This is a genomic window from Rhizobium sp. BT04 (assembly GCF_030053135.1).
Lineage (GTDB): Bacteria > Pseudomonadota > Alphaproteobacteria > Rhizobiales > Rhizobiaceae > Rhizobium > Rhizobium binxianense.
Window position 1 is genome coordinate 3,925,851 of the sequence record NZ_CP125652.1, and the last position, 16,598, is coordinate 3,942,448.

Genomic DNA, 16,598 nt, shown 5'->3' on the forward strand with positions numbered 1-16,598 from the left:
GAAGTATGCCGCGGTTCCGGGATAACGGCATGGATAAAACAAGGCAATCCCCGTCAAATCCCCAGATTTAGGGCGATTCAAGCGGCCATGGCCGCTGATTTACTATCGAATTGTTAAGATATGCCGGTCATTCTTTGCATGGCGCGGGAAAGCTCGGGTGGATAATGAAATCGGCGGATATAGCTTTCTTGACCGTCGGTCAGAATGAGCTTCAGACGATGGCCTATACCGATCCGCTGAGCGGATTGGGAAACCGCAATCGCATGCGGGAGAAGGTCTTGCAGATCTCCTCCGAGCGTGCCAGCGATCCGGCCCCCTTCACCATCGGCATCGCCAATCTCGACAGTTTCAAGCCGATCAACGATCTCTTCGGCTCGGCGGCCGGCGATGAAATCCTGTGCCAGGTCGCGCATCGCCTCCGAGCCTGCATTCCCGATGGCGCGCTGGTCACCCGCCATGATGGCGATGAATTCGCTTTCGTGCTGCCGCTGATTTTCGAGCGGGCGAGTGCCGAGAAATTCGGCCAGATGATCCGCGAGGTGTTGTCGGCCCCCTATGACCTCGGCGACCGCAACGTCCGTCTCTCCGCCTCCCTAGGCTTTGCCATCTATCCCTTCGCAGGCGAGGATTGCGAGGAACTGCTGAAGAGCGCGGAAACCGCGCTTTACCGTTCCAAACGCCGCGGCCGCGGCCAGATCACCGTCTACAGCAGAGAGATCGCCCAGGAAATGAAGCGCGCGACGCAGTTGGAGCAGGCGCTCAGAAACGCCATCATCTCCGACGCGATCGATGTGCATTTCCAGCCGATCGTCTCGCTCTCCAACAACCAGGTCGTCGGTTTCGAGGCGCTCGCCCGCTGGAACGATCCCGACCTCGGCTTCGTCTCGCCCGGCGTCTTCGTGCCGCTCGCCGAAGAGCGCGGTTTCATCGATGCGCTGTCGGAGGCGCTGCTGCGCAAGGCCGCGGAAGCCGCCCTTTCATGGCCGCGCGATCTCTTCCTGTCGTTCAATCTGTCCTCGGCCCAGCTGATGGATCCGGGCACGAGCAGCAGCGTATTGTCGATCCTCGGCCGCGTCGGCTTCGATCCACATCGCCTGGAACTGGAGATCACCGAGACCGCGGTGATGAGTTCGGCCGATACCGCCCACCGCATCATCGCCGATTTGCGCGCCGCCGGTGTGCGCATTTCGCTCGACGATTTCGGCACCGGCCAGTCGAGCCTGGGGCGCCTGCGCGACTTCATCTTCGACAAGATCAAGATCGACCGCGCCTTCGTCTCGCGCATCAATTCCGACCGCGCCTCCGAACACATCATCAAGGCGATCCTGACCATGTGCGACGGCCTGGAGCTGGAGGTCGTGGCGGAAGGCATCGAGGATTATGCCGAGGCGGTGAAGCTCCGCACGCTCGGCTGCGGCATGGGGCAGGGTTATCACTTCGGCCGTCCGGCCGACGGTATCGCCACGCTTCGCTTCCTGCACGAGAACTATTACGATCCGGCCGTGGCGGAGCGTGTCAGCGCGTAAAGCGATGGCGTCATAAAACGATGGCGCCCCTGGGAGCGCCATCGCCTACGTTATACTACCGCGCGGTTTACTTAGGTGTGGTCGAGCCGGTCGCCGTGGTATCGGTGCCGGTCGCAGCCGGGGCCTTTTCCGCTGACTGCATGGCCAGCGTCTTGAACTCAGGCGCGGCCTTCAGCGATTCAGCCGTTTCGCTTGTCGTCAGCTTGACGCTGCCGTCCTGGGTGTTCTGGGCGACGGTTATCTTGTCCATCGGCACGGCGACGTTCTTTTCGCCAATCCCGAGGAAGCCGCCGACGCCGATGATCGCAGCGACCAAGCCGCCGTCCTTCTTCATGATCAGGTCGTTGACGCTGCCGATACTTTCATTGTTGCCGTTATAGACCGACTGGCCGATATAGGTGTTGGCGCTGACCTGATCCGGAGCCTGCTCCGTGATATAGCCAGCCTGGGCCGTGTCTGCCGTCGGTGCTGCGGCCGGAGCCTGTGCGGCATCGCCTGCCGGCTTGGTGACGTCAGGGGTGATCGGCGGCTTCGGTGCTGCCGGATCGGCGGGAGCCGCCTGCGTCGAAGCGGCTGGATCGGCCGGCTGCGGGGCGGTCTGCGAGAATGCCGCCGGTGCGAAAGCCGTGGCAAACAGTGCGCCAGCGGCAACGGTCGTCAGGAGTTTGCGTGTCATTTCGAACCTACCTTCATTTCCCTAGAGTGATTGCTGACCCGGCAACGCCTCTAGTCATTGCCGCGCCGGTTCGAAGGGAAAATGGCTGGTGCGCCGATTGGTTCCGGTTGAAAACACGGAAAATTTCTCGATTTTCACGGAACATTTATCAACGGCAACCACCTGAACGAGAAAAGGCGCCCCGGTCGGGAGCGCCTCTGATCGCCGCTGGCAAGCAAATGCGGGTCGCGTCAGATCACATAGACCGGATCGAACACGCCTTTGACGTCGATGCCGAGTTCCAGCAGCGCGCCGGCGCTGGGCTGCGCCGAACGGGCATCCTCGTCCAGCCCCTCCCAGGCGGTCGTCACCGCCAGCCGGTCGGCATTGACGCCGATGAAGGCAGGGCAGGAGGGCTGGACGGCGGGAACCTTGTAGCGCGAGATGCGCAGGCCATCGGGATTGTAACGGTCGACGACGCCCGCACCCCAGCGCGAATTCCAGATATAACCGTCGGCATCGACCACCGAGCCGTCGATATCGCCGGGCTCGTTGGCGCTGTCGACCAGCACGATCGGCTCGCCCGCGGGCAGGCCGGTCTGCGGATCGACCATGACGCGCATCAGCCGGTTGAGGCGGGAGTCCGTATAATAGCCGATCGTGCCATCCGGCGAGAAGCAGATCGAATTCGGGATGCTGATGCCGTTGAAGATCTTCGTCACCTTGCCGCCAGCGACATGATAGATGGCGCCGGCCTGGTTTTCCGCCCGCTTGCTCATCGTGCCGATCCAGAGCGCACCGGAAGGATGGGTACGACCATCGTTCGAACGGTTTTCCGGCTTGTCGTTTTCGAGCGCCGCATAGAAGGTGAGGTTGCCGCTCGCCACATCACGGACGAACAGCCCTTCCTCCGTCGCGATCAGCTGCCGTCCGGCGTCGATACGGGCCAGCACGCTTGCCATGGCAGGCAGCGGATGCACCTTTTTCGCGTTTGTCGAAAGATTGAGCTCGTGCAGTTCCTTGCCGAGGATGTTGAACCACCAGACAGTATTGCTGTCCGGATCATAGGTCGGACCTTCGCCGAGAACGGAGTTGGTGTTGCAAAGGGTCTTGCCCTCGAACTCATAAATATCGGTCATACGCTCACGCTCCCAATGGCTGCATCATAGGCGTAAATGGTCGCCTTGGCGCGCTCGGCAACCTCTGACGCGGTCATTCCCGGCTTGTAGAGGCTGGTGCCGAGGCCGAAGGCAAAGATGCCGGCCCTGGTATAATCGCCGAAATTCTTGTCCGATACGCCGCCGACGGCGGCAATCGTCAGCTCCGGCGGCAGGATAGCCCGGATCGCCGTGATGCCGGAAGGGCCAAGCACGCTCGCCGGAAAGAATTTGAGGCCGGTGGCGCCGGCGTGCGCTGCCGCCAGCGCCTCGGTCGGGGTGAAGACGCCGGGCATCGTCACCATGCCATATTCTCGCGCCCGGATGATTACCTCGGGGTCGACATTCGGCGTGACCAGCAGCTTGCCGCCGGCCGCATGCAGGCTGTCGACCGCCTCGACCGTCAGCACCGTGCCGGCACCGATCAGTACCTCGGCCGGCGCCATCTTCGCGGCGATCTCGATGGATTTGAACGGTTCCGGCGAATTGAGCGGGATCTCGATCGCCGTCAGGCCGTTTTCGATCAAAGCGCCGACGATGCTCTCGGTCTCATCGGGCCTGATGCCGCGAAGGATGGCGATCAGCGGCCGTTTCATCTCGGGGAAGGGGATACGGTTCATCATGTCGGCTTTCTCAATTCGGCCAGATGGCTTCGGCGGCGGCCGAAAGCCCGCGGCGCACGGCGGCGTCCGCATCGATGGCGGTGAAGGGAAGGGAGAGGGTTTTGAAGGCCTGTTCGTAGAGCGCCTGCAGGCGCCCGGAAGCGACCAGGGTGATGCCTGAGTTGGCTGCATCCTGCAGCGCGCCGGCGATTTCGAGGCCGATCAGCGTGCCGGAAAGCCGGGCTTGCGCGGCAGCAGCCGAGATGCCGTGCAGCAGCTGGCCCGAGCGGGCGGCAAAGAGCAGGTTGGAGGCAAGTGCCGGCCGTGCGAAAGCCGACGATACCGCGGCCTCGAAGGCCGCCGCGTCCGCCGGCTGCTCTCCGGCGCTGGCAACGGCATGCGAGAGGATCGTGTGTTTGCTGATGACGTCGAACAGCTCGCCGGTCATGAAGGTCGAAAAGCCGGTGACCTTGCCGTCCGTCACATGCACCCATTTCGAATGTGTGCCGGGCATGCAGACCGCCTGCGCTCCGGAGCTTGTCCGGCCGAGCGCGCCAAGCAGCTGGGTTTCCTCGCCGCGCATGACGTCGGGTGTGGCGATATCCCGCTGGGCAAGACCCGGCAGGATGCGGATGTCGCGGCTTTCCCCCGGTACTGAGACCGCTCCGGTAAGGATCGATGCGAGCGGGGCCGGCACGTCGATATAACCGGCCTCGACCCAGCCCTGCCGTGCGCCGGCCATGCCGCAGACGATCACCGGCAGGTTTTCCGGCGCCTCGACGGCCGTAAGGTGGGCGGCAAGCACTTGGGAAAAGCCGGTCTTTGCAGCGCTCGTCATGCCTTCGCCGCTGCGGCGTTCGGCAAGGATGCTGCCGTCTCTGCCGAGCAGCCAGAGCCGGAAACTGCTGGTGCCCCAGTCCACCGCAACATAAGCGGGATTTGCCATTACAGAACGCCTCCATCGACAATCAGGGACTGCGCGGTCATCGCCGCCGCGCAGTCCGATGCAAGAAACAGACAGGGACCGACGATCGCATCGGGCTTGAGCGGAATTTTCAGGCACTGGTCCTCAACCGAGCGCGCGATGCTCTCCTCGGTCAGCCAGAGCTGCATCTGCCGTTCGGTGACGACCATGCCGGGCAGGATGCAGTTGACCCGGATATGGTCCGGCCCGAGCCTGCCCGCCATGCTCTTCGTCAGTCCGACGACCGCAGCCTTCGCCGCCGCATAGGCGGGAAAACCGCCCATGTTCAGCTTGAAGGCGATCGACGACATATTGATGATCGCCCCGCCGCCGGCCGCCCGCATCGACGGCACTACTGCCTGCGAGGTGAAGAACACATGCCGCAGATTGACCGCCTGGTTGTTGTCCCAATAGGCCTCGGTCACCGCGTCGAATTCATGGCGGTCGTCCCAGGCGGCATTGTTGACGAGCACGCGGATCGGCCCCGAACGCGCCACGACGGTATCGACCGTGCGCCGGATCGCCTCGATGTCGCGCAGGTCGGCATGGTGGAAGGAGACCGGATGCACCGTCTCCGGCGACAGCCTCTCGGCGAGCGCGCGGCCTGCGTCCTCGGCGATATCGATGAAGGAGACTTTGGCGCCCTGGCGCGCGAAACCTTCAACGATCGCAGCACCGATGCCCGATCCACCGCCGGTCACCAGCACGGCTCGGTCTTTGAACTCGGGAAACTGTGCGGCTGGCATCATGTTCATTGTCATCATCAGCGGCGCCTCCCCACTCATTATTCCATTATGTGGAACTTAATTTGACTATATGGAATTATCCAATTATGCTGCCCTTTCTGTCAAGGGTGGATGGGGCGATGAATTCAAGCGGCGACGGCATGGCGCAGGCACGCGAGACCGGCACGCTCGGCAAACTGATGGTTCTGCTCGATCTCGTCACCCATGCAGATGGCCCACTGCGTTTCACCGATATCCTGGCCCTTGCCGGCCAGCCGCGCGGCACATTGCATCGCCAGCTGAGTCACCTGGTGGAAGAAGGTCTGCTCGAACTCGATGGCGACGGCCGTTATGCGCCGGGCCTGCGCCTGCTCGATTTTGCCGCCCGCAGCTGGGCGCGCAATGAATTTCGCCTGATTGCCGAACCGCACCTGGCCGATCTGCAGCAGGCGACCGGCGAGACGGTGCATCTCGGTGTTCTCAGAGGCCAGTCGATCATCTATCTCGATAAGGTCGACGGCCGTCAGCCGGTGCGCATGTATTCGCAGATCGGCAATGCCTCGCCCTGTTACTGCACCGGCGTCGGCAAGGCTGCTCTTTCGCTGCTTCCCGCCGATCTCCTCGCCGATCTCCTCGCCGATCTGAGCTTCACCCGCTTTACCGCTTCGACCCATGTCTCAGCCGAAACGCTGCTTGCCGAAATCCGTGAGATCGCCGACCAGGGCTATGCCTTCGACCGCGAGGAGCATGAGGCCGGTATTTGCTGCGTTGCCGCCCCCGTCTGGTCGGAGGATCGGACTTTTATCGGCGGCATTTCGATCACCGGCCCGGCCTATCGCTTGTCGATGGAACTTCTACGCCAATGGGTCGTTCCGGTTCAGCGGGCAGCCGGGAGGATCATGGAAGGCATGCGCATCCGCCTCGGCCCGCGCCGCTGACGGAAAATTGCGCTCCGCCCTTGCCGAACGCAGTTCAGAGAGCATGCTTATGATGAGGGCGATATTGAGATTTGCCGGCGAATCACGACAACTGCAAATAGTCCGCGAAATCGACAACCACTCACCGGCCGAATGCTGCACGCCGAGGCCGGCTCCGTTTGATCCAATCAGCGATCGTCATTCCCCGATGCAATCGAACCGGCTGCCCTGCCGAAGATGAAGAAATGTGATGGCACCCTTGTCGCAAACATCCCCGGAAGAAGACGATTATATCAACGAGATAGCGGGCCTGAAGACCCAGTTCGATATTTTCCGTTTCCTGAAACGCGTGACGGAAGCCTATCGCAGCCGTGCCTTCATGGTTCTCAACCTGCCGCCGATCACCTCCCTGGATCTCCAGGGCAGCACCGTCATCACCAGCTGGCCGGCCGAGCTTCTGGCGCTCTACGACCAGGAGGGACTGCTGGTCAACAGCCCGGTTCTCCGGCGGCTCAGAACATCGGCGCGGCCGTTCTTCTACGACACGTCGCGCGAGAACTGGTCGCGCGACGACGGCAAGTCCGCGCTCGTCGTGACGATGTTCGAACGTTTCAGGATGATGCGCGGCGCCTATTTTCCGACGCATGAGCCCTCCGGCCTGCGGGGCGCCGTGTCTTTCGCCGGTGACCGCGAACTCTTCAGCCCGGTGGAGATGCGTGAGCTTTGCTACATCGCCATCCATGTCTTCGACAGGCTCGCCGAGATCCGCAACCTCGATACGCGCATCACCGACACGCTGACCGACCGCGAGATCGATTGCCTCAACTGGACGGCGGCCGGCAAGACCAGTGCGGAGATCGCCGAGATCCTCACGCTGTCCGAGCACACGGTCAATCATTACCTCAACCGCGCCACCAAGAAGCTCGATACGGTCAACCGCACCCAGGCGGTCGCCAAGGCGCTGCGGATCGGCCTGATCAAATAAGATGCAATAAGGCGCGGCGGGCTTTCGCCGGCCGCCCAGCGCTTGAGCAAATCCCTGCCATTGGCGCCATCCCCGGGTCGCCATTGTGGCATTTCCGCCGATTTTCCGTCTGGCACGCTTTCTGCATCTCCTTTGGCAAAGGCCCAGAGGGGACTTGGACCAGCGCCAGGAAATGGCGCGGCCGGCACACTGCTGCCCGACACCGATGCCGCCCATCTCGTAGGCCATCGGTGTCGGCGGCGGTTGTTGCGTTTTGGCACCGCTTGTTGGCAGCTGCTGGCGATTTGGTCTTTCCCCTTCATTTTTCGCTGGCCTTTTTGCCGGCTTACTCTAGTTCGCCCGCATTGCGCCGGTTCTCGGGGAGACCGTTGCGGCCATCAGGGCGAAAGCCCGGCGGACTTGATGGCCGCAACGGATTGCCCATTCTCCCCGGCGCTTTTGCAAGCCGGCAAATCGATTTCCCCACGATGATTTCGTTTGGCGAAGGCGTCCGCCTCCACTATTTGTGGTCTCTGCAGGCAAGCAGTGAGGATGGAATGGCCGACGTCACCAAGGAACAGGTTCTCGAAACGCTGAAGACCGTGCGCGGACCCGATCTCGAGCATGATATCGTCGAGCTCGGCATGGTCTCCGACGTCTTCATCTCCGACGGCAAGGTCTATTTCTCCATCACCGTTCCCGCCGATCGCGCCAAGGAGCTGGAGCCGATGCGGCTTGCCGCCGAACGCGTCATCAAGGAAATGCCGGGCGTCAAGGGCGCCCTCGTCACACTGACCGCGGACAAGAAGGCGGCCGCCGCAGCTCCCGCCGCCCGCCCTGCACCCAATCCGCCGCACGGCCATGCCGGCCACGATCACGCGGGCCATCATCACGGGGCGCATGCGCCGCAGCCACAGCCGCCGCGCGCTGGCAAGATCGGTGTGCCGGGCATCGGCGCCATCATCGCCGTCGCCTCGGGCAAGGGCGGGGTCGGCAAGTCGACCACCGCCGTCAATCTGGCGCTCGGGCTGCTGGCGAACGGTCTTCGCGTCGGCATTCTCGATGCCGATATCTATGGTCCCTCGATGCCGCGGCTCTTGAAGATATCCGGCCGCCCGACGCAGATCGACGGTCGCATCATCAATCCGATGGAGAATTACGGCCTCAAGGTCATGTCGATGGGCTTCCTCGTCGACGAGGAGACGGCGATGATCTGGCGCGGGCCGATGGTCCAGTCGGCGCTGTTGCAGATGCTGCGCGAAGTCGCCTGGGGTGAGCTCGACGTACTTGTCGTCGATATGCCGCCCGGCACCGGCGACGCGCAGCTGACCATGGCCCAGCAGGTGCCGCTTGCCGGCGCCGTGATCGTCTCGACGCCGCAGGATCTCGCCTTGATCGATGCCCGCAAGGGCCTCAACATGTTCCGTAAGGTCGAGGTGCCGGTGCTCGGCATCGTCGAGAATATGAGCTATTTCATCGCCCCCGATACCGGCACCCGCTACGATATCTTCGGTCATGGCGGCGCCCGCAAGGAGGCCGAGCGCATCGGCGTGCCCTTCCTCGGCGAAGTGCCGCTGACGATGAATATCCGCGAAACCTCCGACGCCGGCACGCCGCTCGTCGCCTCCGAGCCGAACGGCGTCGTCGCCGGCATTTATCGCGGCATCGCCGCCAAGGTCTGGGAGCAGGTGGGCGGCCAATCGCAGCGCCCCGCGCCGACGATCGTCTTCGAATAACGACAAATAGTGCATGTCGCCCGGAAGTGTGTAGCGGTTCCGGGAAAACCACATGCATCAAAGGAAGAACGCATGTCATCGGGACGTGTGCGGCGTTCCGGCGTAACGACAGCATAAACAGAGAGCTTGAGGCCCGAATCACCGTGGCGGATACCCCAAATTGTGGGGGAAACGTGGTGAAAAGCCGCGCTTCACGGAAGATGTCTTGATTATTTCATGGCTTTGCTTCATATGCCGCGGCGCCATGATGGCGTTTGCTGCAGATGCTCAATGACGGCCGCCTTCGTTCCGAAGGATACACCCGCCTGCGAGTTCGGAGTTGTCTTGTCGATCGAAGGATTGGTAACTGCGATGCGGTGGAGCACAATGCGCATGCCGGTCCTTGAGGTCGGATGCAGCCGGAGTCGTATGAACTTTCTTGATCTGCTTCCGTTTCGAGCCAGGCACGTCTGCTGGAGTTCCGCTGGGATGAGCGACCGTCGCGTTGCCGCACTGGCGACGGCAGGGAAAGGCTTGCGATGAAAAGCGCACTGGCCGCGAAGCGCCGTGAGCATCGGAGAGGCTGCCGTTGATCACCGCCTACTGTTCCAATTGCACGTCGGTCGAAATTCGCGACCTGTCGCATGCCGCATCCTTCCCCGAGGATGTGGTGTGGATCGACATGATCGAGCCGACCCGCGACGAGGAGCTCTATGTCGAGAAGGTTCTCGGCATCGAGGTCCCGACCCGCGACGATCTCAAGGATATCGAGCCTTCCGCCCGTCTTTATGTCGAAAACGATGCCGTCTTCATGACCGCCTCGCTGCTCTGGAAGGCTGATACCGACGCGCCGACGCTGACCGATGTCGCCTTCATCCTGGCCGGAAATCGCCTGGTCACCATCCGTTACGCCCACCCCAAATCCTTTGCGCTGTTCATCGCCGCCCTTCATCGGCTGCCGGAAAATTGGCGCAGCGGCGCTGCCCTTCTCGCCAAGCTGTTGGAGACGATCGTCGACCGCACCGCCGAGATCCTAGAGATCTCCGTCTCGCGCATCGACATCCTGTCGATGCATGTCTTCGGTGATCGGGCAAAGAAGGTGCGCAAGCCCTCGAACTATCTCGAGGAGAAGCTCAGGGATATCGCCGGCTATCACCGGACGATCAGCAAGGTGCGCGACAGCCTCGGTTCGCTGTCCCGCCTGCTCACCTTCTTTCACACGATCCCGGCGATGCAGCAGGACCGTGAGGCGAAGGAACTCTGCCGTACCGTCTCGCGCGATATCCAGTCGCTGTCGGAGCATGCCGCCTTCGTCGCCGGCAATATCACCTTCCTGCTCGACGCTTCGCTCGGGCTGATCAACATCGAGCAGAACTCGATCATCAAGATTTTCTCGATTGCCTCGGTGGTGTTCTTGCCGCCGACCTTGGTCGCTTCCATCTATGGCATGAATTTTCAGGTCATGCCGGAACTGGCCTGGGCCGCGGGTTATCCCTATTCGCTGGCCCTGATGGTGATATCAGCCGTCATCCCCTTTTTCTTTTTCCGCTGGAAAGGCTGGCTCTGAGGAGCCTGTTGCAACTTCATGTCCGAAGAGAGCCATCCGAACGAATCCCAGATGACGCCGAAAAAGCTGTTTTATCTCACGCTGGGTTCCATCGGCGTCGTCTACGGCGATATCGGCACCAGCCCGCTCTATGCCTTTCGCGAGGCGCTGAAGCCTGTCGCCCATGACGGCGTCACCCGTTTCGAGGTCATCAGCCTGATCTCGTTGATGATCTGGGCGCTGACGATCATCGTCACCATCAAATATGTGCTCTTCCTGCTGCGCGCCGACAACGAAGGGGAGGGCGGCACGCTGTCGCTGCTCGCCCTGTTGATGAAGACCGCCAACGGCCACACCGCCTTGCTGATGCTGCTCGGCCTGATGGGCGCTGCCCTCTTTCTCGGCGACGCGATGATCACGCCGGCGCTGTCGGTGCTGTCGGCGGTCGAGGGCCTGAAGCTCGTCACGCCAAGCCTCTCGGAATATATCGTGCCGATCTCGGTGGTGATCCTGGCGCTGCTCTTCGTCGTGCAATCGCGCGGCACCGGCGCCGTCGCGCGGTTCTTCGGTCCGATCACCGCCGTCTGGTTCCTCGTCATGGCCGCCGCCGGCATTTCCCATATCTCGGACGATTACGGCATCCTTGCCGCCTTCAATCCCTATTATGCCGTCAGCTTCCTGCTGCATGAGGGCTTTTACGGCGTCGTCGTGCTCGGCGCCGTCTTCCTGACGGTGACGGGCGCCGAGGCGCTCTATGCCGATCTCGGCCATTTCGGCCGCCGCCCGATCCAGTGGGCCTGGTTCCTGCTGGTCTTCCCGGCGCTGACGCTGAACTATCTCGGGCAGGGCGCGCTTGTGCTGGGCAATCCGGCGACGATGTCCGATCCCTTCTATCTGATGTATCCGAAATGGGCGCTGCTGCCGGTCGTCATCCTGGCGACCGCGGCGACGATCATCGCCAGCCAGGCGGTCATCACGGGCGCTTTTTCGATGGTGCGCCAGGGCATCAACCTCGGCTTCCTGCCGCGCATGGAAATCCTCTTCACCTCGGAAACCAATACCGGGCAGATCTTCGTGCCTTCGGTCAATGCCGTGCTGTTCATCGGCGTCATCTTCCTGGTCCTGAGTTTCAAGACGTCGGACGCGCTGGCCACCGCCTATGGCATCTCCGTCACCGGCGCCATGGTCGTCACCTCGATCATGGCCTTCGAATTCGTTCGTGCCCGCTGGAACTGGTCGCTGCCGGTTGCGGTGATGGCGCTTGCGCCGCTGGTTGTGCTCGAATTGATCTTCCTCGGCGCCAACCTTTTGAAGATCCACGACGGCGGTTATATCCCGATCCTGATCGCCACCGCCTTCACCGTCATCATGTGGACCTGGCGCCGCGGCACCGCGATCCTCATGGAAAAGACCCGCCACACCGATATCCCGCTCCCCTCCTTCGTCAGTTCGATCGAGCGCAAGAGCGAACATTCGCCGGCCCAGGTTCCCGGCACCGCGATCTTCCTGACCAGCGATCCGGAATCGGCCCCCGCCGCGCTTCTCCACAATCTCAAGCACAACCATGTGCTCCACGACCGCAATGTCATCCTGACGATCCGCACCGTCAACAAGCCGCGCGTCCCCAGCCAGGACCGCTACAAGGTCGAGCAGATTTCCGAACGCTTCTCCCGCGTCGAACTGCTGTTCGGTTTCATGGAATCGCAGAACGTCTCGCAAGCCCTGGCGACGCTGCGCAAGACGGGACTGAAGTTCGACATCATGTCGACCTCCTTCTATCTCGGTCGCCGCAAGCTGGTGCCGGACGCCAAGTCGGGCATGCCTTACTGGCAGGACCGGCTCTACATCGCGCTCGCCAACGCCGCCGCCAACCCGTCGGATTACTTCCGCCTGCCGGCCAACCGCGTGGTGGAACTGGGCTCGCACGTTATTATTTGATGGGTGGCAGAGACCCCGCCCCAAACCCCTCCCCCACAAGGGGAGGGGCTTAACCTGTCGCACCCGTTTCCATATCTGCGATGTTTCGAGTGGGACGAGGCGCGCGCTCCGGTTAGTCCTCCCCGGGTGTGCGGAGGGGTTGGGGGAGGGACCTTTTAAGACACATTAGAACATCCAAAAGTTCTCACAGTCACATTCCGGCACGGCCCGTTAACCGGACGTCAAGGTTAATGCGAGATTTATAGGGGCATGTTCCCGCGTCCTATGCCCGGAGTTCGTGTTGCGTCGAAAGAGCTCTTCCCGTAGCAAGCTGCGTCTTCTTCCCGAGAACTGGGTGTCGCCGGTTATCTTCGGTCTCGCCGGCTGGCTGATTTTCCCGAGCGTCGCATCCCATGCCGATCTCGCCGCCATGCTCGCTGGTCTCGACCGGGAAGGACAGAACTGGCGCATGGTGCTGACCAATTCGCCGGCCGGCTCCATCCACCAGGCCGAGCTCGCTTTCGCCGAGCCGATGGTGACCGGTTCGATCTCCGCCGGCGCCGGCATGGTGCTGCCCGATGGCCGTAAGGTCGCCTTTACCGCCAAGGACAAGGGCACTGACAAGGATAGGGGCCACGAGGACACGCCCGACGAGGATCGCGTCAACCGCTCCACCAAAAAAGGCCGCGTCGTCGCCGTCGAGAAGATGCAGCCGCCGAAGGACTTTTCCGCCGGCTCGATCCTCGAGCGTACCAAGATGCTCTTCACCCCGAGCTTCGATCTCAAGGACAGGTCGGCTTTCGTCAAGCCGAAGATCCAGGGCAAGGAAATCGAGATCGCCACGTCTTTCTATAAGAAGCAGCCTGTGGTGACCGATAGGGGCGTGCCGGCATTGCTCGCAAGCCTGGTCACCAGCAACAAGGCCGATGTGCTCGCCACCGCCTATGGACCGGCCGCACCCGACTATTCCCGCCAGTCACCCTTCGATTCGATCCTGACCGAACAGGATAGCGGCCGCTTCGTTCCGGAGATCGGCCCGCGCGACCATGCCTGGGCCGCAAGCATATTGGCGCCGAGCGTCTTTTCCGCCCGCGAACAGCAGTGCCTTGCCTCCGGCATCTATTTCGAGGCGCGTGGAGAATCGGTGAAGGGCCAGGCGGCCGTCGCCCAGGTCATCCTCAATCGCGTCCGCAACCCTGCCTATCCCAAGACGATCTGCGGCGTCGTCTACCAGAACGAGGATTGGCGCAACCGCTGCCAGTTCTCCTTCGCCTGCGACAGCATCAAGGACAGGGTGAATTCGGAATATCATTGGCGGATGGCCCGCGACGTGGCGATGGCGGTGACGGCAGGCAAGATCTGGCTGCCACAGGTGGGCTCGGCGACTCACTATCACGCCGTCTATGTCAGGCCGAAATGGGCAAAGACCATGGAAAAGGTCGGCCGCATCGGTCTTCACGTCTTCTATCGCACCTACGGCGGCGGCTGGAGCTGAGATAAATCGCCGGGGCAAGCAGATTTGCCGGGCTTAAAAGCGGATTCTTTCCATCGAATTTAAGCAATCGACCCAAAATCGGTTTATCTCTTTGATTCGATGGAATTATTTTCTGGCTGGACAGAAGCTGTCTACGCCTTGACTATACCAATCCCTAAAACTATGTTGCGCGCGACTTCAGAACGGGCCGGAAGGGTTTCAACCCTCGTGTCCGGGGTCCGAATGACCGGGGTAGCGGGAGTGCGGGCGACGGGCAGGCGAGGAGAGATCCATGGCGGACGACCGCGAGGAAAGTCTTGAGAAGCGCCGTGCGCAACTGGAAGCGGAACTCGCGACCAAGCGCGTCGAGGCAAAAGTGGACGAGGCAAGCGAAGCTCGTGCCGAGGTAAGCCGTAAAGGTTATGCTCAGGCGATGAAGCTTTCCAGCGAGTTCATTGCTGCGATCCTCGTCGGTGCCTTCCTTGGCTATGTCCTCGACCGTTTTGTTGGCACGGCGCCTTGGGGTTTGATTGTTCTTCTGCTTCTCGGATTCTGTGCCGGCGTTCTGAACGTGCTGCGTTCTGCGGGGGTGGTGGCCCATCCGCTCGACGACGACAAGAAATAAGGGCCGGTCCCGGTCCAGTGCAATGACCCCGCGTCCTGCGGGCCAAAGAGAGAGAACAAGCGGTGTCTAACGATCCGACTCATCAGTTCCTGATCCAGAAGATTGTGCCGATCGAAATCGGCGGAATTGATTTTTCGTTCACCAATGCATCGCTCTTCATGGCCGCTTCGGCTGCCGTAGCCGTTGGCTTCCTCTATTTCTCGACCTCGAACCGCGCCATCGTGCCGGGCCGTTCTCAGTCGGTCGCGGAAATGTCCTATGAATTCATCGCCAACATGCTGAAGGAAGGCGCGGGCAAGCAGGGAATGAAATTCTTCCCGCTGGTCTTCTCGCTCTTCATGTTCGTCCTGACGGCGAACCTGCTCGGCATGTTTCCGTATTTCTTCACGGTCACCAGCCAGATCATCGTCACCTTCGCGCTGGCGATCCTCGTCATCGGCACGGTTCTCGTCTACGGTTTCTACAAGCACGGCTTTCACTTCCTGAATGTCTTCGTGCCCTCGGGCGTGCCGGGCATTCTGTTGCCGCTGGTCGTCACGATCGAAATCATCTCCTTCCTCTCCCGTCCGATTTCGCTGTCGGTTCGTCTTTTCGCCAACATGCTTGCCGGCCATATCACGCTGAAGGTGTTCGCAGGCTTCGTCGCCTCGCTTGGAGCCCTTGGTGCTGTCGGTGTCGGCGGAGCCGTTCTTCCTCTCATCATGACGGTCGCCCTGACCGGTCTCGAGTTCCTCGTCGCCTTCCTCCAGGCTTACGTCTTTGCGGTGCTGACTTGCATGTACCTCAACGACGCGATCCATCCGGGCGGGCACTAAGGATAACGACAACGACGTCAAAGGGCGTCAGTCATTCGCCGCAACAACCATTCAAAGGAGTTCAACATGGAAGCGGAAGCAGCAAAGTACATCGGTGCAGGCCTGGCTTGCTTTGGTATGGCCGGTACGGCTCTCGGCCTCGGCAATATTTTCGGCAGCTACCTCTCCGGCGCACTGCGCAATCCGTCTGCCGCTGACAGCCAGTTCGGCCGTCTGGTATTCGGCTTCGCCGTTACGGAAGCTCTGGGCATCTTCTCGCTGCTCGTCGCTCTCCTCCTCCTTTTCGCCGTCTGATATCGGCGAATAGATGGATCACGGCCTGCGACCGCAAGCCGTGATCCTTTGCATTTGCAGTCCACCTGGAGGTGAGCATGTTTTTTGTGACCCCGGCTTACGCTGAGGAAGCACCGGCGGCAGCGACGGGTACGGATGCGCATGCCGCTCCGGCCGCAGGCGAGGTCCATACCGAGACTGGTGTTGCCGAAGGCGAACACGCCCGTGGCCCTTTCCCGCCTTTCGATTCGACGACCTACGCATCCCAGCTGCTCTGGCTGGTGATCACGTTCGGCGTCTTCTACCTCCTCATGCAAAAGGTCATCGCGCCGCGCATCGGGGCCATTCTCGATCAGCGTCATACGCGCATCTCCCAGGATCTGGAAGAAGCAGGCCGCCTGAAGGCGGAAGCCGACGCGGCTGTCCAGACCTATGAAGGTGAACTGGCCGCTGCCCGCGCCAAATCCAACGCGATCGGCTCTGCCGCACGCGATGCCGCCAAGGCCAAGGCCGAAGAGGATCGCCGCACTGTCGAGGCGAGCCTGTCGGAAAAGATCAAGGCTGCCGAACTCCGCATCGGCGAGATCAAGGCCAAGGCCTTCGCCGACGTCGGCACCATTGCCGAGGAAACCGCGGCTGCCGTGGTCGATCAGCTGATCGGCGGCACGGTCGCCAAGGCCGATGTCGCCGCTGCCGTCGCAGCTGCCAAGAAGGAGGGTTGAT

The 16,598-nt window shown here is 61.8% G+C and carries 16 protein-coding genes; 11 read left to right on the top strand and 5 right to left on the bottom strand.

Features of this window, described 5'->3' with window-relative positions; all coding sequences use genetic code 11:
- The first annotated feature begins 161 nt into the window (after window positions 1–161).
- Complete coding sequence (locus QMO82_RS27415) at window positions 162–1,526, top strand: bifunctional diguanylate cyclase/phosphodiesterase (RefSeq protein ID WP_183606641.1); 1,365 nt, start codon at window positions 162–164, stop codon at window positions 1,524–1,526.
- A 67-nt stretch (window positions 1,527–1,593) separates the two neighbouring features.
- Here QMO82_RS27415 and QMO82_RS27420 read toward each other — a convergent pair whose 3' ends face one another.
- The 5 genes from QMO82_RS27420 to QMO82_RS27440 form a co-directional block, all read right to left on the bottom strand.
- Window positions 1,594–2,202 carry a PRC-barrel domain-containing protein gene (locus QMO82_RS27420; protein WP_183605856.1) on the bottom strand — a complete coding sequence of 203 codons (609 nt, stop codon included), beginning with the start codon at window positions 2,200–2,202 and terminating at the stop codon, window positions 1,594–1,596.
- Window positions 2,203–2,432: 230 nt separating this feature from the next.
- Window positions 2,433–3,320, bottom strand: a complete 888-nt coding sequence (locus QMO82_RS27425; protein ID WP_183605857.1) for an SMP-30/gluconolactonase/LRE family protein — start codon at window positions 3,318–3,320, stop codon at window positions 2,433–2,435.
- On the bottom strand, window positions 3,317–3,958 hold the full coding sequence (locus tag QMO82_RS27430; RefSeq protein WP_183606642.1) for a 2-dehydro-3-deoxy-6-phosphogalactonate aldolase: 642 nt from the start codon (window positions 3,956–3,958) through the stop codon (window positions 3,317–3,319). The genes QMO82_RS27425 and QMO82_RS27430 overlap by 4 nt, the downstream gene beginning before the upstream one ends.
- A gap of 13 nt (window positions 3,959–3,971) precedes the next feature.
- Window positions 3,972–4,886 (bottom strand): 2-dehydro-3-deoxygalactonokinase, encoded by a 915-nt coding sequence (locus tag QMO82_RS27435; RefSeq protein ID WP_183605858.1) that lies wholly within the window; start codon window positions 4,884–4,886, stop codon window positions 3,972–3,974.
- Window positions 4,886–5,653: an SDR family NAD(P)-dependent oxidoreductase gene (locus tag QMO82_RS27440; protein WP_183606643.1), complete on the bottom strand. Its 768-nt coding sequence runs from the start codon at window positions 5,651–5,653 to the stop codon at window positions 4,886–4,888. Before QMO82_RS27440 ends, QMO82_RS27435 begins: the two co-directional genes overlap by 1 nt.
- A gap of 116 nt (window positions 5,654–5,769) precedes the next feature.
- On the opposite strand from QMO82_RS27440, the gene QMO82_RS27445 reads away from it, so the two are divergent.
- The 10 genes from QMO82_RS27445 to QMO82_RS27490 all read left to right on the top strand — a co-directional run bounded on the left by QMO82_RS27445 (window position 5,770) and on the right by QMO82_RS27490 (window position 16,597).
- Entirely contained in the window at window positions 5,770–6,567 is a 798-nt protein-coding gene (locus QMO82_RS27445) for an IclR family transcriptional regulator (RefSeq protein ID WP_183605859.1), read from the top strand.
- A 229-nt stretch (window positions 6,568–6,796) separates the two neighbouring features.
- The gene (locus tag QMO82_RS27450; RefSeq protein ID WP_183605860.1) at window positions 6,797–7,531 is read left to right on the top strand and encodes a LuxR family transcriptional regulator; all 735 of its coding nucleotides are present in this window, start codon (window positions 6,797–6,799) and stop codon (window positions 7,529–7,531) included.
- A gap of 536 nt (window positions 7,532–8,067) precedes the next feature.
- Window positions 8,068–9,246, top strand: a complete 1,179-nt coding sequence (locus QMO82_RS27455; protein WP_183605861.1) for an Mrp/NBP35 family ATP-binding protein — start codon at window positions 8,068–8,070, stop codon at window positions 9,244–9,246.
- Between the two features lie 568 nt (window positions 9,247–9,814).
- The gene (locus tag QMO82_RS27460) at window positions 9,815–10,792 is read left to right on the top strand and encodes a magnesium transporter CorA family protein (RefSeq protein ID WP_183605862.1); all 978 of its coding nucleotides are present in this window, start codon (window positions 9,815–9,817) and stop codon (window positions 10,790–10,792) included.
- 18 nt (window positions 10,793–10,810) lie between these two features.
- The gene (locus tag QMO82_RS27465; RefSeq protein WP_183605863.1) at window positions 10,811–12,709 is read left to right on the top strand and encodes a potassium transporter Kup; all 1,899 of its coding nucleotides are present in this window, start codon (window positions 10,811–10,813) and stop codon (window positions 12,707–12,709) included.
- Between the two features lie 280 nt (window positions 12,710–12,989).
- Window positions 12,990–14,183, top strand: a complete 1,194-nt coding sequence (locus QMO82_RS27470) for a cell wall hydrolase (RefSeq protein ID WP_183605864.1) — start codon at window positions 12,990–12,992, stop codon at window positions 14,181–14,183.
- Between the two features lie 271 nt (window positions 14,184–14,454).
- The gene (locus QMO82_RS27475; RefSeq protein WP_183605865.1) at window positions 14,455–14,787 is read left to right on the top strand and encodes an AtpZ/AtpI family protein; all 333 of its coding nucleotides are present in this window, start codon (window positions 14,455–14,457) and stop codon (window positions 14,785–14,787) included.
- A 62-nt stretch (window positions 14,788–14,849) separates the two neighbouring features.
- Complete coding sequence (locus QMO82_RS27480) at window positions 14,850–15,602, top strand: F0F1 ATP synthase subunit A (RefSeq protein WP_183605866.1); 753 nt, start codon at window positions 14,850–14,852, stop codon at window positions 15,600–15,602.
- Between the two features lie 66 nt (window positions 15,603–15,668).
- Window positions 15,669–15,896, top strand: coding sequence for a F0F1 ATP synthase subunit C (locus QMO82_RS27485; protein ID WP_003545854.1), 228 nt, complete (start codon window positions 15,669–15,671; stop codon window positions 15,894–15,896).
- Between the two features lie 77 nt (window positions 15,897–15,973).
- Window positions 15,974–16,597: a F0F1 ATP synthase subunit B gene (locus tag QMO82_RS27490; protein ID WP_183605867.1), complete on the top strand. Its 624-nt coding sequence runs from the start codon at window positions 15,974–15,976 to the stop codon at window positions 16,595–16,597.
- Window position 16,598 lies beyond the last annotated feature (1 nt).

Coding starts and splice junctions, on each gene's coding strand:
- QMO82_RS27475 (WP_183605865.1), top strand. CDS start 14,455: ATGGCGGACGACCGCGAGGAAAGTCTTGAGAAGCGCCGTGCGCAACTG.
- QMO82_RS27430 (WP_183606642.1), bottom strand. CDS start 3,958: ATGAACCGTATCCCCTTCCCCGAGATGAAACGGCCGCTGATCGCCATC.
- QMO82_RS27425 (WP_183605857.1), bottom strand. CDS start 3,320: ATGACCGATATTTATGAGTTCGAGGGCAAGACCCTTTGCAACACCAAC.
- QMO82_RS27450 (WP_183605860.1), top strand. CDS start 6,797: ATGGCACCCTTGTCGCAAACATCCCCGGAAGAAGACGATTATATCAAC.
- QMO82_RS27435 (WP_183605858.1), bottom strand. CDS start 4,886: ATGGCAAATCCCGCTTATGTTGCGGTGGACTGGGGCACCAGCAGTTTC.
- QMO82_RS27445 (WP_183605859.1), top strand. CDS start 5,770: ATGAATTCAAGCGGCGACGGCATGGCGCAGGCACGCGAGACCGGCACG.
- QMO82_RS27485 (WP_003545854.1), top strand. CDS start 15,669: ATGGAAGCGGAAGCAGCAAAGTACATCGGTGCAGGCCTGGCTTGCTTT.
- QMO82_RS27455 (WP_183605861.1), top strand. CDS start 8,068: ATGGCCGACGTCACCAAGGAACAGGTTCTCGAAACGCTGAAGACCGTG.
- QMO82_RS27420 (WP_183605856.1), bottom strand. CDS start 2,202: ATGACACGCAAACTCCTGACGACCGTTGCCGCTGGCGCACTGTTTGCC.
- QMO82_RS27440 (WP_183606643.1), bottom strand. CDS start 5,653: ATGATGCCAGCCGCACAGTTTCCCGAGTTCAAAGACCGAGCCGTGCTG.
- QMO82_RS27490 (WP_183605867.1), top strand. CDS start 15,974: ATGTTTTTTGTGACCCCGGCTTACGCTGAGGAAGCACCGGCGGCAGCG.
- QMO82_RS27465 (WP_183605863.1), top strand. CDS start 10,811: ATGTCCGAAGAGAGCCATCCGAACGAATCCCAGATGACGCCGAAAAAG.